The 24,638-nt window shown below is 62.3% G+C and carries 25 protein-coding genes; 3 read left to right on the plus strand and 22 right to left on the minus strand.

Features of this window, described 5'->3' with window-relative positions; genetic code table 11:
- Positions 1-55 precede the first annotated feature (55 nt).
- The gene (locus DXT88_RS20385; RefSeq protein WP_265215793.1) at positions 56-1,300 is read left to right on the plus strand and encodes an HD-GYP domain-containing protein; all 1,245 of its coding nucleotides are present in this window, start codon (positions 56-58) and stop codon (positions 1,298-1,300) included.
- Positions 1,301-1,315: 15 nt separating this feature from the next.
- On the opposite strand, the gene DXT88_RS20390 is transcribed toward DXT88_RS20385, so the two are convergent.
- The 3 genes from DXT88_RS20390 to DXT88_RS20400 form a co-directional block, all read right to left on the minus strand.
- Entirely contained in the window at positions 1,316-1,741 is a 426-nt protein-coding gene (locus tag DXT88_RS20390) for a BLUF domain-containing protein (protein WP_265215794.1), read from the minus strand.
- A 5-nt stretch (positions 1,742-1,746) separates the two neighbouring features.
- Complete coding sequence (folE, locus tag DXT88_RS20395; protein ID WP_029363247.1) at positions 1,747-2,466, minus strand: GTP cyclohydrolase I; 720 nt, start codon at positions 2,464-2,466, stop codon at positions 1,747-1,749.
- 192 nt (positions 2,467-2,658) lie between these two features.
- Complete coding sequence (locus DXT88_RS20400) at positions 2,659-3,681, minus strand: fimbrial protein (RefSeq protein ID WP_265215795.1); 1,023 nt, start codon at positions 3,679-3,681, stop codon at positions 2,659-2,661.
- A gap of 270 nt (positions 3,682-3,951) precedes the next feature.
- On the opposite strand from DXT88_RS20400, the gene DXT88_RS20405 reads away from it, so the two are divergent.
- Positions 3,952-4,923 (plus strand): aliphatic sulfonate ABC transporter substrate-binding protein, encoded by a 972-nt coding sequence (locus tag DXT88_RS20405; protein WP_265215796.1) that lies wholly within the window; start codon positions 3,952-3,954, stop codon positions 4,921-4,923.
- 18 nt (positions 4,924-4,941) lie between these two features.
- Positions 4,942-6,276, plus strand: coding sequence for an LLM class flavin-dependent oxidoreductase (locus tag DXT88_RS20410; RefSeq protein ID WP_265215797.1), 1,335 nt, complete (start codon positions 4,942-4,944; stop codon positions 6,274-6,276).
- A 3-nt stretch (positions 6,277-6,279) separates the two neighbouring features.
- Here the strand turns inward: DXT88_RS20410 and DXT88_RS20415 are convergent, their stop codons facing one another.
- The 19 genes from DXT88_RS20415 to DXT88_RS20505 form a co-directional block, all read right to left on the minus strand.
- Complete coding sequence (locus DXT88_RS20415; RefSeq protein WP_265215798.1) at positions 6,280-7,989, minus strand: methyl-accepting chemotaxis protein; 1,710 nt, start codon at positions 7,987-7,989, stop codon at positions 6,280-6,282.
- 83 nt (positions 7,990-8,072) lie between these two features.
- A complete protein-coding gene (locus DXT88_RS20420; RefSeq protein ID WP_265215799.1) occupies positions 8,073-9,158 on the minus strand; it encodes a porin in 1,086 nt (361 codons plus the stop codon).
- Positions 9,159-9,457: 299 nt separating this feature from the next.
- Positions 9,458-10,408 (minus strand): PDR/VanB family oxidoreductase, encoded by a 951-nt coding sequence (locus DXT88_RS20425; RefSeq protein ID WP_265215800.1) that lies wholly within the window; start codon positions 10,406-10,408, stop codon positions 9,458-9,460.
- A gap of 12 nt (positions 10,409-10,420) precedes the next feature.
- Positions 10,421-10,867: a RidA family protein gene (locus DXT88_RS20430; protein WP_265215801.1), complete on the minus strand. Its 447-nt coding sequence runs from the start codon at positions 10,865-10,867 to the stop codon at positions 10,421-10,423.
- A gap of 4 nt (positions 10,868-10,871) precedes the next feature.
- Entirely contained in the window at positions 10,872-11,918 is a 1,047-nt protein-coding gene (locus DXT88_RS20435) for an aromatic ring-hydroxylating oxygenase subunit alpha (RefSeq protein ID WP_029363249.1), read from the minus strand.
- 34 nt (positions 11,919-11,952) lie between these two features.
- The gene (locus DXT88_RS20440; RefSeq protein ID WP_016833380.1) at positions 11,953-12,186 is read right to left on the minus strand and encodes a recombinase-like helix-turn-helix domain-containing protein; all 234 of its coding nucleotides are present in this window, start codon (positions 12,184-12,186) and stop codon (positions 11,953-11,955) included.
- Positions 12,186-12,521, minus strand: a complete 336-nt coding sequence (locus tag DXT88_RS20445; protein ID WP_016833381.1) for a hypothetical protein — start codon at positions 12,519-12,521, stop codon at positions 12,186-12,188. The genes DXT88_RS20440 and DXT88_RS20445 overlap by 1 nt, the downstream gene beginning before the upstream one ends.
- An 11-nt stretch (positions 12,522-12,532) precedes the next feature.
- Entirely contained in the window at positions 12,533-13,678 is a 1,146-nt protein-coding gene (locus DXT88_RS20450) for an FAD-dependent monooxygenase (protein WP_265215802.1), read from the minus strand.
- Between the two features lie 14 nt (positions 13,679-13,692).
- Positions 13,693-14,673: a VOC family protein gene (locus DXT88_RS20455; protein WP_265215803.1), complete on the minus strand. Its 981-nt coding sequence runs from the start codon at positions 14,671-14,673 to the stop codon at positions 13,693-13,695.
- 16 nt (positions 14,674-14,689) lie between these two features.
- Positions 14,690-16,174: an aldehyde dehydrogenase gene (locus DXT88_RS20460; RefSeq protein WP_407649384.1), complete on the minus strand. Its 1,485-nt coding sequence runs from the start codon at positions 16,172-16,174 to the stop codon at positions 14,690-14,692.
- 19 nt (positions 16,175-16,193) lie between these two features.
- Positions 16,194-16,994 carry an aspartate dehydrogenase gene (locus DXT88_RS20465; protein WP_265215804.1) on the minus strand — a complete coding sequence of 267 codons (801 nt, stop codon included), beginning with the start codon at positions 16,992-16,994 and terminating at the stop codon, positions 16,194-16,196.
- Between the two features lie 19 nt (positions 16,995-17,013).
- Positions 17,014-18,765: a thiamine pyrophosphate-binding protein gene (locus DXT88_RS20470; RefSeq protein ID WP_265215805.1), complete on the minus strand. Its 1,752-nt coding sequence runs from the start codon at positions 18,763-18,765 to the stop codon at positions 17,014-17,016.
- The gene (locus DXT88_RS20475) at positions 18,758-19,573 is read right to left on the minus strand and encodes an SDR family oxidoreductase (protein WP_265215806.1); all 816 of its coding nucleotides are present in this window, start codon (positions 19,571-19,573) and stop codon (positions 18,758-18,760) included. The genes DXT88_RS20470 and DXT88_RS20475 overlap by 8 nt, the downstream gene beginning before the upstream one ends.
- 5 nt (positions 19,574-19,578) lie before the next feature.
- Positions 19,579-20,412 (minus strand): IclR family transcriptional regulator, encoded by an 834-nt coding sequence (locus DXT88_RS20480; protein WP_265215807.1) that lies wholly within the window; start codon positions 20,410-20,412, stop codon positions 19,579-19,581.
- Positions 20,413-20,422: 10 nt separating this feature from the next.
- Positions 20,423-21,334 carry an alpha/beta fold hydrolase gene (locus DXT88_RS20485; protein WP_265215808.1) on the minus strand — a complete coding sequence of 304 codons (912 nt, stop codon included), beginning with the start codon at positions 21,332-21,334 and terminating at the stop codon, positions 20,423-20,425.
- 29 nt (positions 21,335-21,363) lie between these two features.
- Positions 21,364-21,903: a cupin domain-containing protein gene (locus DXT88_RS20490; RefSeq protein ID WP_016833403.1), complete on the minus strand. Its 540-nt coding sequence runs from the start codon at positions 21,901-21,903 to the stop codon at positions 21,364-21,366.
- A gap of 43 nt (positions 21,904-21,946) precedes the next feature.
- Entirely contained in the window at positions 21,947-22,723 is a 777-nt protein-coding gene (locus tag DXT88_RS20495) for an SDR family oxidoreductase (RefSeq protein WP_265215809.1), read from the minus strand.
- A gap of 14 nt (positions 22,724-22,737) precedes the next feature.
- Positions 22,738-23,595: an ABC transporter permease gene (locus DXT88_RS20500; RefSeq protein ID WP_029363254.1), complete on the minus strand. Its 858-nt coding sequence runs from the start codon at positions 23,593-23,595 to the stop codon at positions 22,738-22,740.
- The gene (locus DXT88_RS20505; RefSeq protein ID WP_016833400.1) at positions 23,596-24,615 is read right to left on the minus strand and encodes an ABC transporter substrate-binding protein; all 1,020 of its coding nucleotides are present in this window, start codon (positions 24,613-24,615) and stop codon (positions 23,596-23,598) included. It abuts the gene before it with no gap.
- Positions 24,616-24,638 lie beyond the last annotated feature (23 nt).

Here is a 24,638-nt window from a genome sequence, read left to right on the forward strand (position 1 = left end):
TTCATGCCGATTGATGAAATGAGTTCCAACAATAAGCGTCCACGGAGGACCGAAAGTGTTGAAGCGTATTGCACCCGATCAGTTGCGCCTTGGCATGTATGTCCAGGAGATTCCAGGCCCGTGGATGAATCATCCATTCTGGCGGGGTTCCTTCAAACTGGAAAAATACGAAGACCTCAAGACGCTGCGTTCCGCCAAGATCGAACAGATCCTGATCGACACCACCAAAGGTCGCGACATCGTCATGGAAGACGAGCCCAAAGCTGCAGCGGCCGCGCCCGCTACTGCTGAAATAGCGGCTGAAACAACACCCGAAGCCACCCTCCCGAGACAAGCGAAGATCGTCGTCCATGTCGGCGCCGAACAGGAGCGCGTGCAAGCCGCGCGCGTCCTGACCGGATCCAGAAGAGCCATCATGACGATGTTCAACGAAACCCGCATGGGCAAAGCGCTGGACATTCGCCAGGCGATGCCGGTGGTGCAGGAAATCACCGCCTCGGTGGCGCGCAACTCCGGCGCGCTGATCAGCCTGGCGCGCCTGAAGACGGCCGACGATTACACCTACATGCATTCGGTGGCGGTCTGTGCGCTGATGATCGCGCTCGGTCACCAGCTCGGCCTGTCTGCCGAAGAAACCCGCCAGGCCGGCATCGCAGGCCTGCTGCACGATATCGGCAAAATGGCGGTGCCAGCCGAACTCCTCAACAAGCCCGGCAAGCTCACCGACGACGAATTCACCTCGATCAAGAAACACGCGCAAGCCGGCCACGCCATCCTGCGCGGCGTCGACGGCATCGGCGACGCCGCGCTCGACGTCTCGCTGCACCATCACGAAAAGGTCGACGGCAGCGGCTACCCGTTCAACCTCAAGGGCAATCAGATTTCCATGGTGGCGAAAATGGGCGCGGTGTGCGACGTGTACGACGCCATCACCTCCAACCGGCCCTACAAGCCGGGCTGGGAGCCGGGCCATTCGGTCAAGCGCATGGCCAACAACCAAGGCCATTTCGACGAGATCATCCTCGAGGCATTCATCAAGAGCGTGGGGATTTTTCCGACCGGGTCCTGTGTGGTGATGCAATCCGGCAAGGTCGGCATCGTGATCGACCAGCATCCCGGATCGCTGCTGACGCCGAAGGTGAAAGTATTTTTCTCGGCGCTGACAATGGCGCCGCTGCCGATCGAGATCATCGACCTGGCCACCACGCGCAGCGGCGACAAGATCGCCTCGCACGTGGATCCGGCCAAACTGCACCTGCCCAATCTGGAAACCATCTGGGCTTCGGCAGCGATCGCCTGAGCGGTCGCGTGAAGCTTAATCCCGGACTGCGAACGCGCCGGTTTCCGCCAACTCTTCCAGCAGCGCCACGGTAGCGCAACCCGACACGTCGTAAGGATTGAGCACGCCGGTACTGGAGTATTTCAGCAGCAGTGAACGGTTGAGCTTGTCCAGCCTCACCTTGCCCATGGTCCACGACGAATACCGTCGCACGCCGACCTCTTCGTAGCACAGCAGGATCACGTCCTTGTGGCGCGGGTCCTGCAACAGGCGTGCGTATAGCTGGTTGACCTGCTCGCGGCCGCCTTCCAGCGCCTGCACGAACACGTCTTCGCTGTGGCACAGCACGCCGGTGATGCCGCTGGGCGGATTGTGGCGGCGCGCCGTCGCCAGGATGGCGTCGACCTGCTCCTGAGCAATCGGAGTACAGGCGCGGCTTGCATAGATCAGACGAACCAGCATGGTGATTATCCTTTCCGGATGAGCGCGAGGAATTCGCGGCGCAAGTTGGCGTCGCGCAGGAACGAGCCGCGCATGACGCTGTTGATCATCTTCGACTCGGTGTCCTTGACGCCGCGCCAGTGCATGCAGAAGTGATCGGCTTCCATCACGATCGCCAAACCGTCCGGCTGCAGCTTTTCCATCAGCAGGCCGGCCACTTGCGACACGGCCTCTTCCTGGATCTGCGGACGGCTCATGATCCACTCGATCAGGCGGGCGTACTTGGACAGGCCGATCAGGTTGGAATGTTCATTCGGCATCACGCCGACCCAGACCTTGCCCATGATCGGGCACAGGTGATGCGAGCAGGCGCTGCGCACCGTGATCGGGCCGACGATCATCAACTCGTTGAGGCGTTCGATATTGGGGAATTCCGTCACCGGCGGCGCCGGCAGATAACGCCCGCGGAACACTTCCTGCAGATACATCTTGGCCACGCGCTTGGCGGTGTCCTGGGTATTGTGGTCGCTGTCGACGTCGATCACCAGGCTCTCCAGCACGCCGGCCAGCTTGGCCTGCACCTCCGCCTGCAAGGCGTCGAGCTCGCCGTCTTCAATGAAGGCGGAGATATTGTCATTGGCGTGAAAGCGGACGCCGGCAGCCTTGATGCGCGCGCGGATACGGTTCGACACTAGTTCGGACACCAATTCGTCGTGCACGCTTGGTCGTGGTTGGTCTGTTGCCATTGTGGAATGGAGCGCGTGGGCGCGATACGAATGAAATTGTTGCCATTATGCCCCGAAACGACCCCGGGGCTGAGTCGGGCCGGTGCAAGCACGAGAAACATCGGCCTTCCCTGAATGCAGGCAACTATCTGATGCAACTTCCGGGACTATCTCAATAAATGCGAAAGCCCGTCTTGCCGTGGCCGGATGGCATCAAAAGAACGTAAAGGTGACGACCGCCGATGCCCTTACCTGTCCAACGCCGGCAACGCTGCCGGGCTTCTGCCGCATACGCGCGCCGTAGGTGAGGGTCGCCGGATAGGTCAACGTCGCAGCGTAGTTCCTGTCGGCATTGAGTGCGACCGCGTTGCCCGCACTGTCGAGCAATTGGACCTGCACATTGGCTGCCGGATCGGTCGGGGCAGCATTATTGATCAGGCCGCTGGAGGCCTCCGTCGTACTGGAGCCGGTTACATCGAATCTGACTTTGGCCTGGGTACCTGCATCACAGTCAATCTCCAGCCTGAAACTCGTCGTCGGCCCAGGAGTACCGGTCGCGATGCTTGCACGCGGCAGCGCCCCCAGAGGGACGGCAACTGGAATAGTGAATCTGCAGACGTTGGCGGTGATGGTGGCGCTATTGCCGATGGAATACGTCTGCGTTGTATTTGGCATCGAAGGAATACTCATCCTGAAGACGTTGCCCGAGCCCAAGGTCGCAGCGCTGAGCGTGTTGGCCGTCTTGATGAACTCCAGAAAGATGGCGGGATAGCTTACCGGCACTCCGATCGGATCGTCATTAACGCTGCCGGTGCCGGAGCACCTTGTGCTTCTTTGAGCAACTACGCCGGTGCAGTACGTGTTGGATATCTTCACGCCGAGTCCGGGAATGGCGACGCCGGCGCTATCCAATACGGACATGGTGGAAGTGGCACGCGCGATGTCTCTTGCCGCAATTTCGGAGACGGTAAGCGGTGGAATGTAGTTGGTGCAGCTGACTTGCAGAATCGGCGGGGTGGATCGCGCCGTCCCGATGACTTGTCCAATCGCCGTATCCCGGCTGACCGTCATATTGGGTATCGTGATGGTTGAGTCCCCCGCCATGCCCATCACTGTGCATCCAGACGCGGCATGGGCAGCTCCACAAGATAGCCCCACGAAAATCAACATCATCCACAGGATGGATTTGATCGTTATTCTGATTTTCCGCATAATTTTCCTCAGAAAATATTTCATTTTTTTCACCGCTGTCTGGCGCCGACGGTGAGGCCTGCGATGCAACGTTCACTGCATCCGCAGTAAGCAGAAGATTGTCGCTTTTCGGGCTGGCCCGCGATATGAGAAAACTCTCAAAGCAACCTCCGGATTCAACTCGCTTTCATCAAGAAATCTCAGCTGCCCACCATAGAAATCCACCGCATAAGCTCATGCAGAAACATCGCTTAGTTTTGCGCGACGCCGGTGCTATGGTCAGCGACCATACTTTTATTCGCTGCCCGGAACTCCATGCCCATCCTCCTCTTCACGCGCACCCTCGGTGCGCTGCTGGCGCTCATGCTGAGCCTGTCGGCGATCGTCGCTCACGCCGCCGCGCCGGCGACTTCCTACCCCAGGGAATTCCGCATCGGCTATCAGAAGGGCAACAGCCTGGTCATCCTCAAAGCCAGCGGCGAGTTGGAAAAGGCGCTCGCGTCCAATGGCGTCACGGTGAAATGGTACGAATTTCCGTTCGGCCCGCCGATGGTGGAAGCGCTCAACGCCGGCGAGATCGATCTCGGCTTCGTCGGCTCGACGCCGCCGGTATTCGCCCAGGCCGGCGGCGCGCCCGAGATTCGCTACGTTGGTTACGCAGCGGCTTATAAGGACAACTACGCCGTGGTGGTGCCAAAAGAATCGAGCGCGCGCCGCATGAAAGACCTGCAAGGCAAGAAGATCGCCGTCGCAAAAGGATCAGCCGGTCAGTACCTGCTGCTCAAGGCCCTGGAGCAAGACGGCATGAAGCCCGACGACGTCGTCTTCGCCTACCTGCAATACAGCGAAGCGCGCTCGGCATTTGAACGCGGCGACGTCGCCGCGTGGGTGGTGCCCGATCCGCGCCTGGCCGATATCGAGCAAAACATCGGCGCCCGTCCGTTGGTGACCGCGTCCAGACTGACGCCGCAATACAGCTTCTACGTCGCGCCAGCGAAATTCGCCTCAGCCTATCCGGCCATCCTGCGCCTCACGCTGGACAAGCTCAACGACACCGAGCAATACGCCAGGGAGCACGCCGACGAGACCGCCCGCTTCCTGGAAAAAGACACGCGCGTGCCGCTGAAAGTCTGGCAGCTCGCGCTGACCCGTCAGGCCTGGGGCGTGGCCTATCCGCTGCCGCCGAATATCGTCGAAGCGCAGCAGGAAGTGGCCGATACCTTCTTCCGCTACAAGCTGATTCCCAAGGCCGTGCAGATCAAGGACGCGTCGGTCTCCGTCAAGTAACCCATCGGACACACTCTTATGTCATCGCCCAAACAAATGCACCTCGGCGCCTTCCTCATGTCGGTCGGCCACCACGCCGCCGGCTGGCGCTTTCCCGGCGTTGATCCGGCCAACACCATGAACTTCGCTTATTACAAGAAGCTGGCGCAGATCGCCGAGGCGGGCAAGTTCGATCTGATTTTCTTTGCCGACCGGCTGGCGATTTCGGATCGCTTCGACAACCGTTTCGACACCACCGTGCGCTACCTCGCGCAAGCGCGGCCCGAGCCGATCTCGCTATTGGGCGCACTCGGCGCCGTCACGGAAAAGATCGGCCTGGCCGCCACCGCCTCCACGACGTACAACGAACCCTTCTTCCTCGCGCGCGCCTTCGCCACGCTGGACCACCTGACCGGCGGACGCATCGCCTGGAATATCGTCACCTCGACCAACGACGGCGAAGCACTCAATTTCAGCAAGCAGGAACATCTGGAACACGAGACCCGCTACGGCCGCGCGCACGAATTCCTCGATGTGGTCACCAGGTTGTGGGATAGCTGGGAAGACGATGCACTGGTGCTCGACAAGGAGAACGGCGTCTACGCCGACCCTTCGAAGGTCCATTACCTGCATCACAAGGGCGACTGGTTCGGCGTGCGTGGCCCGCTCAATGTGACGCGTCCGCCGCAAGGCCATCCGGTGTTGATCCAGGCCGGTTCATCGGATACAGGACGCGATTTCGCAGCGCAGACGGCCGAGGTGATATTTTCATCGCAACCGCAGATCGCAGCGGCGCGCGAATTCCGCAACGACATCCACGCACGCGTCCTCAAATACGGTCGCGCGCCCGACAGCATCAAGATCTTGCCCGGCGTGATGCCCATCATCGGCGCCACGCAAGCCGAGGCCGAAGAGAAGCTGCGCCATCTGGAAGACCTGGTGCATCCGCTCGGAGGACTGGCGCTGCTGTCCGACAGCATGAACCACGACCTGTCGGTGTATTCGCTGGATGAACCTTTGCCGGATCTGAAAGACATCCGCGGCAATCAGAGCCGCTACAAGCTGGTGCAGGAAATGTCGAAGCGCGACAACCTGACCTTGCGCCAGCTCGGCAAACGCTTCGGCGGCAGCCGCTCGCACCGCGTGGTGGCCGGCACCGCCGAACAGATCGCCGACAACTTCGCCGAATGGTTCGACAGCGGCGCCTGTGACGGCTTCAACCTGATGCCGGCTTACCTGCCCGAATCGCTGAGCGATTTTGTTGAACAGGTGGTGCCGATCTTGCAGGAACGCGGCCTGTTCCGCCGCGAGTATGAAGGCGACACGCTGCGCCAGCACCTGGGGTTGGCGCGCCCCCGGAATCGCTTTGCCTAAGCCTTAGAACGTTTCCCAATCGCCGTCGCCGGATGCTGCCGGCAGCACCGCCGCTCTGCCCGGCGCCGGCGCCGGCGAACGTGGCGATGCGATCTTGCGTACGGCCGGTGCGCCAATGCGCGGTGCGACTGTCGCGACCGGCCCTGCTGGTTTTGCCAGTCGCGGCGCATCCTGAGAGTTGAGGCGGAACACCCCCACCACCTGCGCCAGGTTGGCCGACTGATCCTGCAGCGATTGCGCGGCGGCAGCGGCCTGCTCGACCAGCGCGGCATTCTGCTGCGTCACTTCGTCCATGTGCGTGATGGCCTGGTTGACCTGCTCGATGCCTGAACTCTGCTCCTGGCTGGCGAAGCTGATTTCGCCCACGATGTCGCTCACGCGTTTGACGCTGGCAACGACGTCGTCCATGGTGCTGCCGGCCTGTGCGACCAGCTTGCTGCCGATGTCGACCTTCTCGACCGAGTCGTCGATGAGCGCCTTGATCTCTTTCGCCGCGCCGGCCGAGCGTTGCGCCAGGCTGCGCACTTCGCTGGCGACAACCGCAAAGCCGCGGCCCTGCTCGCCGGCGCGTGCCGCTTCCACTGCGGCGTTGAGCGCGAGGATATTGGTCTGGAATGCGATGCCGTCAATCACGCTGATGATGTCGACGATCTTGCGCGAGGATTCGCTGATGGAACCCATGGTCGTGACCACCTGCGCCACCACCGAGCCGCTGTGTGCAGCGACGTCGGAGGCGGTCGCCGCCAGCTGGTTGGCCTGGCGCGCATTGTCGGCGTTCTGTTTGACCGTAGAGGTCAGTTGTTCCATGGTGGCGGCGGTCTCTTCCAGCGAACCGGCCTGCTGCTCGGTGCGGCTGGACAGGTCGAGGTTGCCGGTGGCGATCTCACCCGAGGCGGTGGCGATGGTGTCGGCGCCAGTGCGTACTTCCGAGACGATGTTGGTGAGGCTGCCGTTCATGTCTCGCAGCGCCATCAGCAGCTGGCCGATTTCATCCTGCGATCTCACTTCGACATGGCTGCTGAGGTCGCCGGCGGCGACGCTCTGCGCCACCTGCACTGCGTGATTGACCGGGCGCGTGATCGAGCGCGTGATCCAGTACGCAAAGCCGCAGGCCAGCAACACCGCGATGGCGGCCATGCTCAGCATGATGACGGTCTTGTTGCGATACAGATCGCTGGCTTCGACGCTGCTCTTGGCCATCACGATGGAACCGCCCTTGATGAAGCCTTTGACGCGATTGATGTAGTTCTGCTGGTCGTTGCGCAAGGACGTCAGCAGCAACTGCGATGCATCCATGGTGGCGCCGGTGGCCGCCAGCTTGAGAAATTCCTTCTGGCCTTTTTCGTAGGTCGCGCGCAGGGCGGAGATTTCGCCGTAGGACTTGCGCCCCATGTCGCTGGACAGCATCTGCCGGAGTGTGACGAGATTGGCGTTGATGCTCTTTTCGCCGTCTTCGATGCGCTGGATTTCCTTGAGCAAGGTGTCGTGATCGTCGATCAGCAGGATGTTGCGCATGGCAATCGCGTTGTCGCTGATCTGCAGCACGATGTCGTTGGCGACCACCACTTGCGGATAGCGGTTTTTCACGATCAGTTGCGTGCCGTCATGCAACGCGCCAAGGCTCTGGATGCCGAGGCCGGTGATGCCGATCAGCAGCAGTACTACCAGACCGAATGCCAAGCCAAGACGCGTACCGAGTTTCAAATTAGTCATCTTTTTTAGTCCCCCAAAAACAAACCGGCGCCGGGATGTCGGTCGGCGCCGGGTTGCGTTACAACGGTGATTGCTACATGCCTTTAGAACGAGTGATGCATGCCTATGGTCGTCACCAGTTGGGTGTCGCTGCCCGACACGCCGGTGGCGCCGCCGGCGCCGGTGCCGTTCATGACCGCAAAGCGCGCGCTGCCGCCGGCGCGTTGATATGCCGCCTGGACGTAGAACTCGGTGCGCTTGGAGAACGCATGCACGTGGCTCAGGCTGAAGGTGTTCCAGCGTGCGCTTTCCAGCTTGGACAGGCCGTAACCGAAGTTGAGCGTGTCAGCCGCCGCATAGCGCCAGGCTGCGCCGAGGTCGAAGTTCTTTTGCTTCGGCGTGACGCCGGTTGGCAACGAGATCTTGACCTGGGTGTAGTCGGCGTTCAGGCGCACCGGACCGATGGTGTAACCGACGCCCGCAGCAGTGGTGCTCAGGCTGTTGAACACGGTTGCCGCGGTGCCGAGGCCGAGGCTTTGCAGGAACGCGCCGCCGTAACCGGCTGCGCGATTGTTCAGCTTCGAATACGCCAGTGCGGCGCGCAAAGGACCGTTGGTGTAGGTCGCGCCCGCGCTGATGTTGCGGCCGTTGCTGTTGTCGCCTGCAACTTCGCCGAAACCGTACATGCCGCTCAGTTGCAGACCCGCGAAGGTCGGCGAGGTGTAGCGCACGGCATTGTCGAACTGGTAGGTATTGGCCAGGCTGTCCAGGTTACCCGGGTGGAACAGGTACCAGTTGGTCAGTTGATAGCCGTTGGACAGCTTGCCGACGTAATCGAACACGATGTCGGGCATGTGGCCCATGGTCACCGCGCCGAAGTCGCCGGACAGGCCGACCGTGCTGTAGCGGTTGAACAGTTTGCCGGCGCTCGGTTGAGCGCCGCTGTCGGTATAAAAGCCGGTTTCCAGCTGGAAGTTGGCTTTGAGATTGCCGCCCAGATCTTCCGTGCCGCGGAAACCGATACGGTCCGGTTGCATGGTGCCCTGATCCACACGTGCGACCGATCCGCCCCCGAGGTTGCTGACATAGGCCACGCCGGCGTCCAGACTACCGTAGATCGTCACGTTGCTCTGGGCGAATGCGCTTGCCGCGAAGCCGGTGGCGGCGACGGCAAAGAGTACCTTCTTCATGAAAAACTCCCCTTCAATTAAGCACGGCTGACGCCGCGTTCACTTCTCTCATCTGCCCCGCGCCTATGAGAGGTGAATCCTGTAGAGCCACTAACAACACACCGCTGGCGGCGTTGCTTCTCCTTGCCGTACTAGCGTACTGTCTGCGTCGGCGCGCCTTGCCAGCGGCGCGTTGTTAGCGGCTCTTCCTGGAGCGTTGAATCAGGTCTTTGTTTCACCCATGAATCAACGTTCCACAAAAATGTTCGGGCTCAAAAAAATGCCCGGCGCTTGCGGGCATTTTTGGGAGCGCTTAAGTACTACAGATCTAACACCAGGCGGCGTCCTTTACAGCCTGAAACGCACACCATCATCATTTTGTTGGAGGCTTTCTCCGCCTTGCTCAGCACGCCGTCGCGATGTTCCGGTTCGCCTTCGAGCACCTTGGTTTCGCAGGCGCCGCAGACGCCTTCGCGGCAGCTGTGTTCGACATCGAGACCGGCATCGAGCAGTGCATCCAGCAAGGATTTCCCGGCCGGCACCGTGACCGACTTCTTGCTGCGCGCCAGTTCGGCGACGTATTCATCGCCTTGCACGGCTTCGACGTTTTCCGCCGCGGCAAAACGTTCAATGTGCACGTTGGGCAGACCGAGTTCGGCGCAGATCGCTTCAAACGCATTCAACATCGGTGTCGGACCGCAGCAGTAGAAATGTGCATCCTTCGGCTTGCTCGCGAGGAAAGCGCGCAGGTCCGGCGGCGCACCTTTCTCGGCGTCGAAGTGACTGCTCACTCCGGTCTGTTGCAGCAACTCGCTGGCGAACGCTGCTTCCGCACGTGAGCGCGCGCAGTACAGCAGCTCGGCCGACTTGCCCTTGCCGCGCAGGTAATTGAGCATGCAGGAAATCGGCGTGATGCCGATGCCGCCGGCGATGAGCACCGAATGCGTGGCGCTCTCGTCGACCGGGAAGTTGTTGCGAGGTGCTGAAATTGTCAGCGTCGCACCGACGCGCAATTGCTCGTGAACGTAGCGCGAGCCGCCACGGCTGTTGCGGTCGTTGAGCACACCGACGACATAGCGATGACGTTCGGCCGGCGCGTTCAACAACGAATAGCTGCGCACGATGCCGTTGGCCAGGTGCAGGTCGACGTGCGAACCGGCTTCGAAGGCCGGCAGTTCCGCACCTTCGGGCGACACCAGCTCGACGCTGACGATGCCCTGCGCTTCAAAGCGCATGGCCTGGACACGGACGGAAAGAAGAGAGCTGCTCATAAAAAATCCAAATCAGGAAACTGCTTGCTGCAAATCGATGTCGAGCCGCGCAAATGCATCGATCTCGACCGTCAATTCGGGAAACACCAGGCCGCTGACTTCCACCAGCGTCGAACACGGATAGGGACATGGCTGCGGCGCTGTGAAGAAATCGCGGCGCGCACGACCGACTTCATCCTTGTCCGCGATGTCCTTCACGTAAATCACCAGCTTGTAGATGCTGCCCAGCGTACCGCCGGCAGCCTCCACCAGATCGCGCACCTTGCCCAGCACCACCAGCGTCTGCTCGTAGGTCGACAGTACACTGTTGCGCGAGGCCGGATGCGCGGTCATGCCCGACATGGAAATCTCCTTGCCGATCACCAGGCAATTCGACCAGGTCGCGGTGGCCAGCTCGGCCACCTTGTCGGTCTTGATGTGACGCACTGTCTGCATCTGGACGATCGTCTGCGCAGTCATCCGCCTACGCTGCCTTGGCCGACTTGTTTTCCTGTGCCGCTGCTTCCTTCGCCAGTTGTTCCTTGGCGAGGTTGCGCATGTGGCGGCGCAGGCGGACGATGCCCATGTCGTGCTGGTACAGCATTTCGCGTTGGTTGGCGTCCGGCTCCATCACTTCCAGCACCGCGCGGTCTTGCTCCAGCACGTTCCAGTGACGCGCTTCCAGGCGGTTGCGATAGAGGAAGCGCCAGGTGTCTTTTTGCCAGCCGGTCAGCTTGCGGCAGCGCCAGTGGAAGACGGCTGCGATGTTGTCGACGATCGGCGTATAGCTGCCGACGATGTAGAAGCTGCCGCCCGGGCCGCCGGTCTTCGGATACGGGATCGCCAGGCGCATCCAGTGCAGATCGGTGTCGGCCCATTCGGTCCAGTCGAAGTTGACGTCGCGCTGGCCTTCTTTTTCGAAGATGAAACCGATGTCGGTTTCACGGATGCCGAACGAGGCGGTGTTGTCGCCTTCGGCCATCGAATGCGATTGCTTGTGCAGGAAGGTGCCGTGCATCGGGTCCATGACGTTGTCCAGCACGTAGCGGTAGTCGCCCTTCCATTCGGTGTAGCACAGGAAGTTGGAATACTCGGGACTGGTCAGTTCTTCCGGCAGGCGCAGCGGCGGCGGTTCGGCGATGTCGCTGCCGGCGTTGAACAGGAAGATCGCGCCGCAGGCTTCGGTGACGTGATACGAACGGGTGGCTTTGGCGCCTTCCAGTTTGCAACCCGGGCTGCCGGGCACGCTCATGACGACGCCGTCGAAGCGGACTTGCACGCCGTGGTAGCCGCAGGCAATGCGGTCGCCCATGGCGATGCCCATCGACAGCGGCGCACCGCGGTGCGGACAGTGGTCTTCCAGCGCGTGCAAGGCGCCGTTGGCTTCACGCCAGAGCACGAATTTCTTGCCCAGGCGGCGCAGCGACACAGGACGCTCGGCGACGAATTCGGACGGGCAAATCGGGTACCACAAATCTTTCAATCCAACGGCGAGGACCGCATCGACTGGATCATTGGCTGTCGTTCTCATTGACTATTCTCCTGAGGGTAGGCGGACTGTCGGCTTAGGCAGCCAGACGCGCGATTTCCTGTTGATAATTTTCCTCGGTCCAGACGCCGTTGTTGTACGGACAGCCGGGGCCGGTACGATTCAGATGCGCGACCAGCGCCGCCAGCTCGGTGATGCCGGCGCCGTAGGCACGCTCGATGGAATCGCCCAGCAGATCTTCATACTGGGTCGGCGCACGACGACGCGCCTGATGCGGATTGAGATAAACCTCTGTGACTGTTGCAACCATTATTGGCCTCCATTCTTGACGCGCTCGCGGATACGCTCACGCACAGGTACAAAATCGTAAGTCGGGTAGCATTCCGTGCGGAACACGCCCCAGGCGGAGCGTTCCAGCTCCACGTTCACCAGCGGCAGCAAGGCCGGCGGCAATTCCAGCGTGACAATCTGGCCCAGACCCATGGCCACGGTCCACGACACCACGCGCGTGCCTTCGACGGGAAAACGATCCCACCAGCCGACCTTCTTCATGTGCGCCTGGATGTCTTCCAGGTTCTTCGACTGATCGTGCTTGAGCAGCACGGTCAGCAGCATCAGCCCGGACTTGTTGTCGGTGTCGCTCATCGCTCGGCCCCTCAGACCGTTTCCGCTTCAAGCGGGATGGACCAGGCGTCGTAGCCGTACACCCAATCCGCATTGCCGCCTTCGCGCAGCCAGTTGTTGCCGCGCGAACCGATCTGGATCTTGCTGGTGCGTTCCAGGCGCAGTTCCTGATAAGTCTTCAGTGCCTCATCGATACCATCGATGGTCGCCACTTTTTCCAGGCAGCGCGCCAACACCACGGCGTCTTCAATCGCCATGCCGGCGCCTTGCGCCATGAACGGCATCATCGGATGGCTGGCATCGCCCAACAGTGTCATATGGCCCTTGGACCAGTGCGGCAGCGGATCGCGTTCGTACAGCGCGGTCTTCAGCACTTCGTCGCAGGCATCCAGCAGCGCGGTGGCGTCGGGGTGGAAACCGGCATAGCTGTCGCGCAATTCCTGCACGCTGCCCGGCGTGGTCCACGATTCGAGATGCCAGGTTTCCTGCGCGGTGGTGGCGAAGATGAAAATGTCCTTGCCGCAGTTGAGCGGGAAGGTGACGATCTGGCTTTCCGGATCAGGGCCCCACCATTTGGTGAAGGCCTGCAGGTTCGGCACTTGCGCCACGCTGTCGGCCGGGATCACGGCGCGGAAGGCGACCACGCCGGTGAAGCGCGGGCTTTCCTTGCCGAACATGGCGCTGCGCACGGCGGAGTGAATGCCATCGCCGCCGATCAGCACGTCAACCTTGTCGGTGGTGCCGTCGGTGAAGCTCAGTGTGATGCCTTGCGCGTCTTCCACAATCGCTTCGGCACGCTTGGCGAACTGCACGCGCCCGGCCGGGAACACTTCCGCCAGCGCCGCCAGCAAATCGGCGCGGTGGATGGTCAGTTGCGGTGCGCCGTATTTCTTCTCGGCGGTGTCGCCCATTTCCAGGCGCGAGGTTTCTTCGCCGCTGTCCCAGGTGCGGCTGATGCGATGGGTCGGGCGCGCAGCGGTGCGGCGCACAGCGTCCGCGATGCCCAGGCCGTCCAGTGCGCGCACCGCATTGGGCGTGAGATTGATGTCGGCGCCGACGCGCAGGAATTGCTTCGATTGTTCGTACACGACCACGTCATGGCCGGCGCGATGCAGGGCGATGGCGGCGGTCAGACCGCCGATGCCCGCGCCAAGAATACCGATTTTGAAAGAAGACATATGACTTGCTCCGATTACTTGTGGGTCGGCTGACGGTCGGTCAGGAATTTGCCGGTCGGCCCTTGCGCATTCTTTTGACGACGCGTGTTGCCGTCGATGCCGCCATCGATCGCCCATTCGGCGAACACGGTCGGACCCGGTTCGAAATCACGCGGCTCCCAGTCGGCATCGAGCTGGTCTTCATCGGCGTAGTACTCGATCAGGCCGCCGGCGGGATTCTTGAAGTACCAGAAATAGGCCGACGAGATCGGATGACGACCCGGGCCCAGTTGCGTGTCCCAACCCTTGCGCGACATGTGCATGCCGCCGCCGAAGACTTCGTGAATATCGCGCACGGTGAAGGCCACGTGGTTCAGGCCCGAACGTGCTTCCGGCGGTTGCAGCAGGAAGATGTCGTGATGGCCGCCGACGTCGGCGCAACGCAGGAAGGCGCCGCGTTCCGGATAGCGGTCCGAGGGAACAAAGCCGAAGTTCTCGCAGTAGAATTTTTCGCAGGCCTTGACGTCCTTGACGAAGAACACGACATGGCCGACTTCGATCGGCGAGGCATGGTCATAGACCGGGCTGCGCTGGTTGATACGGTTCTTTTCGTTCCAGGTGTTCATGGTGGCGCACTCGACTTGCACGTCGCGCTTTTGCGAGACCTGGAAGCTCACCGCAAGACCGTTGGGATCGGTGCAGCCGACACGTTTTCCGTCATTGAAATAACCCGGCAGATCCTTGATGCGTTCTGCGAATTTCGGCAGCACCTCTGCGGCGGATACGCCCCACACCACTTCACGCAGTGTCGGACCGGCTTCGATGGCCGGCGGCAGCGTCGGATCGGCGCTGTTGCGCACGATCACGCGGCAACCGTTTTGCGATTCGAACACCAGCGCCTCGGCGCTCTCCTGCGCCAGCGTCATGCCCCAGTCGAGGAAGAACTGGCGGCAAGCGGGCATGTCGTCCGCGCCGTAAGTGATTTCGTCGATACCTGATACGTCAATTCCAGCCATTTGTTTCTCCTTGAACTCAGCCTGCCCACGGCAACGGGTTTTCATTCAGCCCCCAATACATGCTCTTCTGCTCCATGTATTGCAGGATGCCGAGGCGGCCCTTTTCGCGTCCGAGGCCGCTATCGCGCCAGCCGCCGAAGGGCGTCGAAATCGAAAATTGTTTATAGGTATTGATCCACACGTTGCCGGCCTGTACCGCGCGGCCGAAACGCCAGGCCTTCTTGTAGTCGCGCGTCCAGATGCCGGCCGCCAGCGCATACACGCTGTCGTTGGCTTGTGCGATCAGGTCCTCTTCGTTGTCGAACGGCATCGCCGCCAGCACCGGTCCGAAAATTTCTTCCTGGCAGATGCGCTGGTCGTTGGTGACGCCTTCGATGATGGTCGGCGCGTAGTAGTAACCGCGTGCGAACTGATCGCCTGCAAGACGCGTACCACCGGTACGGATACGGCCGCCATCGGCGACGCCGATGGAGACGTAAGACTCGATGCCTTCGCGATGGCGCGCAGTGATCAGCGGGCCCATTTGGGTACGCTCATCGGCCGGATCGCCGACGCGCAAGGCTGCGGCGCCCGCGGCCAGGCGCTCCATGAAACTATCGTAGATGCTGCGCGCCACGAACAGGCGCGAACCGGCGATACAGGACTCGCCCGAGCTGCTGAAAATGCCGTACAGCACGCCGGCCACGGCGTGGTCGACGTCGGCGTCGTCGAACACCATGGTCGGCGATTTGCCGCCCAGTTCCAGCGAGACGGGCATCATCTTGTCGGCGGCGATGTGGGCGATATGCTTGCCGGTGGTGGTGCCGCCGGTGAAGGACACGCGCTTGACCAGCGGATGCAGCGTGATGGCGTCGCCGATCACCGAGCCCTTGCCAGGCAAGACGCTGATGAGGCCTTTCGGCACGCCGGCTTCTTCGCAGATCCTGGCCAGTTCCAGCGCCATCAATGGCGTGACTTCGGCAGGCTTGACCACCACGGCGTTGCCGGCGGCCAGTGCGGGCGCCATCTTTTGCGCTTCGCTGGCGATCGGCGAATTCCATGGCGTGATCGCAGCGACCACACCCATGGCTTCGTAGACGCTCATGGTCAGGTTGTCGCCGCGCATTGGCGTGATGGTTTCTTCCAGTGTCTCGCAGGCAGCAGCAAAGAACTGGAAGGTCGCGGCAGCGCTGCCGACCAGATTGCGCGTCTCGGTAATCGGCTTGCCGTTGTCGAGACGCTGACGTTGCGCCAGCGCTTCGCCGCGTTCACGGATCAGTTGCGCGACACGGTACAGGACGATGGCGCGTTCATGCGGTTTCTTCTGCGCCCAACCGCTGGTGCGGAAGGCTTTGTCGGCGCCGACAATGGCTTCTTCGACATCGGCCACGCTGGCGGCATTCAGATAAGCAACCGCTTCGCCGGTGGCCGGGTACAGCGTGGCGTAGCGATCGCCGCCGCCCAGACGCCATTCGCCGGCGACGCAGATCGGCAGTGTTTCGTTGAGATTCAGTTCGGTCATGATTGGTTGTTCACATCACTTAAATGGACAGCGCATGCGCACGATTACCGAGCGCACGCACCACACTGAATACGGTCAGCGCCGAGGTCTTCGGATTGGCCGCGAGCGGCTTGCCGCGCATGGTCAGTTCGAAACCGCCGAACTCGCCCCTGGCTTCGACGTGATGCACGTTCTCGGTGACATCCGGATCTGCGTACAGACGAACCTGCGTGTGATCGAGGCCAAGGCCGGCCAGCGACAAGGTCGCTGCGACGTTGGCGTTCTTCGGATACAGGCGCGCGGCTTCGCGCGCGGTGCCTTCGAAGATCACCGTCGCCACCGTCAGGTTGGCGAGGTCGAAGAGACCGTCGGCCGGTGTGTCTTTCCACGCGTTGGGCGGCTTGCGGCCGGTGTAGACCACAGACTCCAGACCGCCGACACGCGCCGCCGACAAGGCATCGATCGCACCGATGGCGCCCGACAGCAATTGCACCTGGGTCTTGCCTTCGCGTGCTGCGGCTTCCAGCTTCTCGACCAGGCCGGGCTCCGACAGCGCGCCGATGGACACCACCATGCAGGGGATGCCGCGCAGCAGCGCCGGGATGATGTGCTCTTCGATCGCCTGGTGGCCGGCGCATTCGATCAGCAGATCGGGACGATCGTCGCCGAGACGGGTCTCGACGCGCGCCTTGGGGGCCAGCGACGACACCACGGTGCGGGCGTTCGCCATGTTCGCTTCCGGAACGATGACGACATCGAAGGCGACTTCCGGATCGCTTTTCAGCAGCTCCATCACGCCGACGCCGATGGCGCCGCAACCGATCATCGAAACATGCAACATGGGTTTCTCCTCAGTTTCTTCAGACGGCTGCTGCTGTAACTGCAGCGGTTTTGCTCGTGGCGATGGAAGCGGCTGCGGCTTCCGCGGCGGCTTTTTCCGTCACCGGCGGACCGGCAAACGCCGTCTTGAAGCTGCCGATGGCCAGCATGTCGATTTCGAGCAGGAAAGGACCGGACTCGGACAGCGCCGTTTTCAACGCGCCTTCGACGTCGGCCAGGTTGCTGACGCGGGTGTGGCGCAGGCTCAGCGCCTGCGACAGTTGCGCGTAGTCCGGCGTGTGCAGGTCGACGTAATGGCGGCGGCCGCCGTATTGCACGTCCTGGATGTTCTTGATGACGCCGTAGCCCTTGTCGTTCATCAGCACGATGACCATGTCGGCCTTTTCTTGCACGGCAGTCGCCAGCTCACCCAGGTTGAGGATGAAGCCGCCGTCGCCGGCCAGCGTGAAGGTCTTCTTGCCCGAGGCGGTCACCGCTGCGCCGATGGCGGCGCCGATGCCCATCGCCAGGCCCTGGCCGATGCCGCCGCCGAGTGCATGCACGCCGGCCAGCGGATCGAAAATGCGCAGATAGCGATTGCCCCAGGTGCTGTTCGACACGGTGACGTCGCGCACCCAGTTGAACTTGCGGCCGGCGGCCTTTTGTACTTGCTCAACCAGCGCGCTGTAGGGACCGAGACCGTCGACCAGGCCGGCGACGGCGGCATCGCGCGCCTTTTTCAGGTCGGCCATGAAGGCCGGGTCGATGTGGATTGCGCTCTTGCGTTTTTCGAGGCGATCCGCCAGGCCTTCCAGCGCCAGTGCAGCATCGCCGCAGACGAAGTGGTCGCTGTTGTAGCAGCGGCCTTCCGCCGATGGATCGGCGTCGATGCGATACAGCGGACGCGGCAGCTTCAGTTCGTACTTCAGGGTTTCGTTGCCGCGCAGGCGCGAGCCGATCACGACGATGGCGTCGCAGGTCTGGTAGAAATTTTCTACCGGCTTGTGCAGGTTGAATGAGCCGAGCGAACGAGGGTCGTCTTCCGCCACGATGCCGCGGCCTTGCGTGCTGGTGACCACGCCGAAGCCGAGATCGAGCAGGCGCTGCACCTGCTTGCCGGCCCGACGCGCACCGCCGCCCAGCCACAGCAACGGACGCCCGGCCTTGAGCAGACGCTCGGCCAGTTCGTCGAGTGCATGTTCGGAAGGCGCCTGCACGGCGATCGGCAGCGGACGCAGATCGGACGGCATCGGAATCAACGCAGCCTGGATGTCGATCGGGATCTCGACGCTGACCGGCCCCATCGGCGGCGTCAGTGCCGTCTGCACGGCCAGCTTGATGGTGCTGATGGCGGTCTCGGTGCTGCGGATGCGGAAGGCGGCCTTGGAGATCGCCTTCAACATCGACAATTGATCCGGCGCTTCGTGGATATACGCGAGGCTTTGATCGAGGTAAGGCGTTTCGATCTGGCCGGTCAGGTGCAGCAGCGGCGTGCCGGCGGTCAGTGCTTCGACCATGGCGCCGGCGGCGTTGCCGGCAGCGGTGCCGGTGGAGGTCAGGCAGACGCCCAGACCACCGGTGGTGCGTGCATACGAGTCAGCCATGTTGGCGCCGCCGGCTTCGCCGCGTGCCGGGATGAAACGGATCTTGCCGCGCTCGCCGAAGGCGTCGAGGATGGGCATGTTGTGGATCGAGATAACACCGAATGCTGCCTTGACGTCGCATTGCTCGAGGAAGGCGGCGATGGCGCAGCCCACGGTGACTTGTTCTGTTGGTTGGTTTTGCTTAGGCATGGCGGGAAAGTCCTCCTGAAACATCGATGTGGCTGCCTGTTGTGTACGAAGAAAGCGGCGTCGCGAGAAAAACGATCGCGCGGGCGGCTTCCTGTGGGTGACCGAGACGGCCGAGTTGAATATTCTTTTTTTGCGCCAGCGCCTGGGTCCATTGTTCCCAGGACAGGTCGAGGTCGGCGCCGGTGCGCGCCTCGTAACGGCGACGCCATTGGCCGGATTCGACCAGGCCGATGAGGATGCCGTTGACGCGGATCTTTTGTGTCGCGAATTCCGTCGCCAGCGAGCGCACCAGGTTATGGATGCCGGCGCGCGCGGCGGAAGTCGCCACCATGTGCGGTTCGGGCTGGATCGCCAGCAGCGAGTTGACGCAGACCACGGCCGCTTCGCCATGCACGGCGCTCATGCGCTGCAACTGCGGCTGGAAGGCGCGGGTCGGATAGATCACCGAGAAAAATTTCAGGCGCAGCTCTTCGGTCCAGGCGGCGTCTTCAGTATCCGCAAAGGTCGACACGCGGCCCTGGCCGGCGTTGTTGACCAACATGGAGACCGCGCCGAGTTTTTCTTCCACGGCGGCGGCGAAGGCTTGCACCTGCTCATGCGACAACACGTCGCAGACGGACGAAAACAATTTCGCTTGCGGGAAGCGCGCGCGCAGTTGCGCTTCCACCTGTTGCAAACGTTCCTGGTTGCGGCCGCAGAACGCGACCGCCGCGCCGGCTTCGAGCAACAGCTCGACAGTCGCCAGGCCGATGCCCGAAGAGCCGCCGGTAACGACGGCGACTTTGCCTTCGAGTTGAATCATGCTCATTGCCGTTACTCCCGCCACATGTTGACGACCTTGCCCGACTTTGCCGGCGCATGGTCGAGCAGGCGCGACAGTTCGCCCGCGGTGTCGCGCACCTTGGCCACGATCAGGTCGAGCTGGTCGGTGTCGATGTGCGGCGACGGGATCGTCGCGCCCATCGCGGCCACCACCTTGCCGGAGAGATCGCGCACCGGTGCGGCGATGGTGGAGATGCTGGTTTCGAAGAAGCCTTCCTGCAGCACGTAACCGCGTTGCTTGTCGTTCTGCACCATGTCGAACAGTTCGACCACGGTCTTCGGCGTATTGCTGGAGAAGACTTCCAGGTGTTCTTCCGGATACAGGTCGCGCAGTTCGGCCAGGGTCAGGTCTTCCAGCAGCACGCGGCCGAGCACGGTAGCGTGCGCGGGCAGACGGGTGCCGACGTTGACGTGGCTGGCGAAGGCGGTTTGTGTGACCGACTTGGCGACGTACACGATGGAACGGCCGTCGCGCACGACCAGGTTGCAGGAGTAGCCGATTTCGTCGCGCAGGCGGTCCAGCAACGGACGACCGATCTCGGTCAATTCCAGCGAGGCCAGGTATTCGAAGCCGAGGCGCAGCACGGCCATGCCGAGGCGGTAGTCGCGGCCGCCGTCGTTGCGCTCGACGAAGCCCATGCGTTCCAGCGTGGTCAGCAGGCGGAATACGGTGGAACGCGGCACGTCGAGGCGACGCGCCAGTTCCGGCGCCGACAGGGTCTTGTCCTGGCGGCTGAACTCGCACAGCAGGCGCAGGCCGCGCTCCAGGCCTGGAACGAGGTATTTCTCTTGCGATTCTTCTTCTGGCAGCACTGGTTTGTTCATGATTTTTGTTTTACGAAAGTTGATAAGGATGACCGCTGAGCTGGCGACGTATGGCTGCTGCTACCGCTCCGGCTTGTTCGATGTAGCAGGCGTGGCCTGCATTGTCGATCAGGTGGAACGGCAAATTCAAATTCCAGGCCAGTTCACGGCTGTCGTCGGCGCTGGTGACCACGTCTTCGGCGCCGCAACAGACCGTCGCCGGTACGTGTCCGAGCATGCCGTTGGGCGCATAGGCCTGCAATGCATCGCCGCACAGCATGTGCACCGCCTGCGTGTAGCCGGCCGGGTTGAGCCACTGGATATTCCAGCGCACCCAGGCGCGTTCGGCATCGCCGGCCTGCGCCGACAACATGCGCGCCGGGCTGCGCTCGGCCATGCCTTCGACGCCGATGGCGCGCAGGACGTCGAGACGTTCCTGCGCAATCTGCCGGCCGCGTTCGCGTTTGGCGTCGCTGCCGTAGCCTTGCGCCGGACTGACCAGCAACAGGCGCGAGGCGCGCTTGCCGCCGCCGCTGCCGCCGACATAGGCCGCCGCCATCATGGCGCCGAGCGAATGGCCGACCAGCAGGCAGTTGTTGACGCCCAGCGCCTGCAGGAACAGTTCCAGCCGCGCGGCGTAGTCGGCTGCGCTTGGCTGCATCTGCGGTAGTGCGGTCGAACGACCGTAGCCGGGCGCGTTCCAGGCGATGACCTGGGCGTCTTTTTCAAGACGCAGCGCGCATTGCAGCCACGACGCCGCACCCGAGCTGATGCCGTGCAGCAGCACGATCACCGGGCCGCGTCCGCACGAGCGATACGAGACGATGCTGCCGTCGTCGAGATCAACGGTGCTTTCCGCGAAGCGTCCCTCGAGCAGGCTCAGGGAATCCTTCAGCGTGTCGGCGCAGGTGACGGAGGCGGAGGCGGGTGCGTGCGGAGTCATGTCGGTTTCCGGTGGGCTCTTGCTGCCGATCAGCCGCGCTTGATGGAAGCCAGCGGATGTTCCGGCGGATAGGTCGGCGTGATCGGCTTCTTCGCGCCCAGCATCACGCACATCAGCGCATCTTCGTCGCCGATGTTGATTTCTTCGCGGTATACGCCGGGCGGCACCGACACGACGTCGCGGTCGGTCAGGATGGTTTCGAAGCGCTCGCCGTCTTTTTCCAGCACCAGCTTGAGCTTGCCGCGCAGGACGAAGAACACTTCTTCGACGTCGATATGCAGGTGCGGCGGGCCTTCGTGGCCGGCCGGGATGATCATGGTCGAGAAGGTGAAGTGCTCCGAAGGAATCACGTTGGCGTCGACCGCCACGCCGGTGCCGCCGGTGCCGATGTAGCGCATTTGCGCGCGGCGGAATTTCGGATCGTGGTCGGCCTGGAACTTCAGCGCGTCCCAGTCGTACTTGCGGGTCGACAGGCGCGCCACGCGCGATTCCATCCAGTCGCCGAAGCTGCTGCCTTCAGGCTGGTCCCAGCTGCGCTTGACGTTGTTTTGTTCGGACATGTCGGTCATTCTTTTCTCCTTGGTAGGTCAGGGAAACGTAGTCGGTTTTGATTCAATTCATCACGAAGCCGCCGTTGACGGCCATGACTTGTCCTGTGTAAAAACGGGACAAATCGGATAGAGCAAAGATCACGGCGCCGCAGACGTCTTCCGGCAACTGGTCGCGCTGGATGGCGCGGCGGTCGTGGTAAGTCTGGTGGCGTTCCTTCGGTACGTATTCGGTGGCTTCGACCAGCGTCAGGCCCGGCGCCACGGCGTTGACGGTGATGTTGTCGCCGCCCAGTTCGCGCGCCAGCGAGCGCGTCATGCCAATCACCGCGCTCTTGCTGGCGACATAGGCCAGCAGGTTGGTGGCGCCCCACAGCGGCGTGTCGGATGACAGGTTGACGACGCTGCCGCGGCCCGATTCGCGCAAGGCCGGCAAGCAGGCGTTGGTCATGAGCCAGGTGCCGCGCACGTTGACATCCATGACCTTGTCCCACATGTCGATCGCCAGTTGCTCGGTGGTCTTGCCGCCCGAATTGGTGATCGCCGCATTGTTGACCAGACCGTCAAGACCGCCCAGCCATTGCACCGATGCCTTGGCGCAGGCGTCGATCGACTGCGGGTCGGCCAGGTCGACGGTGAAGCCGGCGACGTTCAGGCCGCGCTGTTGCAAACCGGCGACCGCGCCCTGCAAAGTGTCTTGCAGGATGTCGGCCATCGCCACGCTGGCGCCCGCTTCCGCCACCGCAGTGGCGAACGCCAGGCCGAGGCCGCGCGCGGCGCCGGTGATCAGGATGCGGCGACCGGCCAGCAATTGGTTGGGAATCGTCGTGGAAGAAGTCATTTCGTATTGCTCCATCAGACCGTGCTGGTGTGCACTTTAGGCAGGTAGTGCAGCACGCGGCGTTCGGCCCAGACGACGGCGCCGTAAGTGACGATACCGATCAGCGTCAGCGCGCAGATGGCGACGAACACGGCGGCGGTATTGCCCTGGCCTTCGCCGTCGACCAGCAGGTAGCCGAGGCCTTGATTTCCGCCGACCAGTTCGCCGACGGTCACGCCGATGACGGACAGCGTCGATGCAATGCGCAGGCCGGAGAACAGCGCCGGCAGCGCCGAACGAAACTCAACCAGATGGAAGATCTGCCAGCGGCCGGCGTTGAGCGTGCGCACCAGGTTGACCATGTCGGGATCCACCGTGCGGACGGCCGACAGCACGTTGATCATGATCGGGAAGAACACGATCAGCACGGCGACGATGATCTTCGGGTAGATGGTGTAGCCGAGCCACATCACGAACAACGGTGCAAACGCGACCTTCGGTGCAATCTGCAAGGCCAGGATGTACGGCGACAGCATCGCTTCGGCGCGCGGCGACAAACCCAGCGCAACGCCGACAGCCAATCCCAGCAACGCGCCGAACAGGAAGCCGAACACCACTTCCATGGCGGTGATGCCGAAGTGCGTCAGCAAGTCGTTGTTGTTCCACATGACCACCGATTCCCTGAGCACGTGCGACAGGTTCGGCAGGATGTATTCCGGCATGCCGAGCCAGCCCGGCCCCCATTGCCATGAGGCGAGGAACAGGACCAGCACCACCAGGCTGCCGCAGACGGTGCGCGCGCGCTCATTGAGCAGCGGGCGTTTTACCTTGGCGATGGTGCCGGTCTCCGGCGCAGGCGTAGTCATGGGATTGGCTGTAGTAGAGGTATCCATTTATCTTGCTGTTCCAACGAATTGATTGGTGAAGAGTTCGTTGACCGGCGTGGCCTTGGTCACGATGCCTTCGCTGACGTAGAACTTCTGCACGCTGTCCATGCGGGCGGCATCGATCTGGCCCAGCGTCTTCTGGCCGGCGTAGACGTATTTGCGATACATCTCGAAGGTCGCTTCGATGCTGGCTTCCTTGCCTTTGTAGGCAGGCAGTGCGGCGACGTAGTCGGTGGCGGCGGCTTTCGGATCCTTCATGATGTCCTGCATGCCGCGCAGGGTGGCGCGCACCAGGCGCTTGAGCAATTCGGGCTTGTTCTTGATGGTGTCGTCGGAGGCCAGGATCGCTTGCGCCATGCTCTTGAAGCCGCCGTTGTCGAGCAGCTCGACCTTGGCGCCGGCATCGGTGGAATTGACAACCCAGTCAGGCACGCCGGCGAATGCCGATGCCTTGCCTGCGGTGAACACTTGCCATACGCCTGCCGGACCGGCGGCCTGGATCTGCAGGTCGGTCTTGGACAGGCCGGCTGTCTTGAGGCTACCGAGGAAGGCGTAGTAAGTGGTGTCGGTGTACGACATCACGGTGACGGTCTTGCCCTTGAGGTCTTTGAGCGACTTGATGTTTTCACCGGCGTTGGCGGCGACCATGGTGATCGAGCCTGCGCCCAGAACTGCAATCGCCTTGACCGGAATGCCATTGGCGCGCACCACGATCGGTGTGTCGCCGATGGCGCCGCCGATGACGGCGTTGCCGGCGCCGATCTGCTTGGCGACGTCGACGCCGCCCTTGGCGACGATGAAGTTGATCTTGAGGTTTTCGTCGGCGTAATAGCCCTTGTGCTGCGCCAGCACCCACGGTGCGAAGGCCGGGGAATTCGGCGGCGCCGGCAGCAGGTAGGTCACTTCTTCAGGCGCGGCGTGGGCAATGCCCGGCACCAGCGCGGCGGCGACGGTAACCGCGAGTGTCGTTGCAACGGCGGCGCTCAGGACCAGTTTGCTGCAGAAAGAGGCGAGAAATTTTGTCATGCTTGCTTCACTCCTATTGTTCG

This window comes from Herbaspirillum lusitanum, from assembly GCF_026127345.1.
Lineage (GTDB): Bacteria > Pseudomonadota > Gammaproteobacteria > Burkholderiales > Burkholderiaceae_D > Herbaspirillum > Herbaspirillum lusitanum.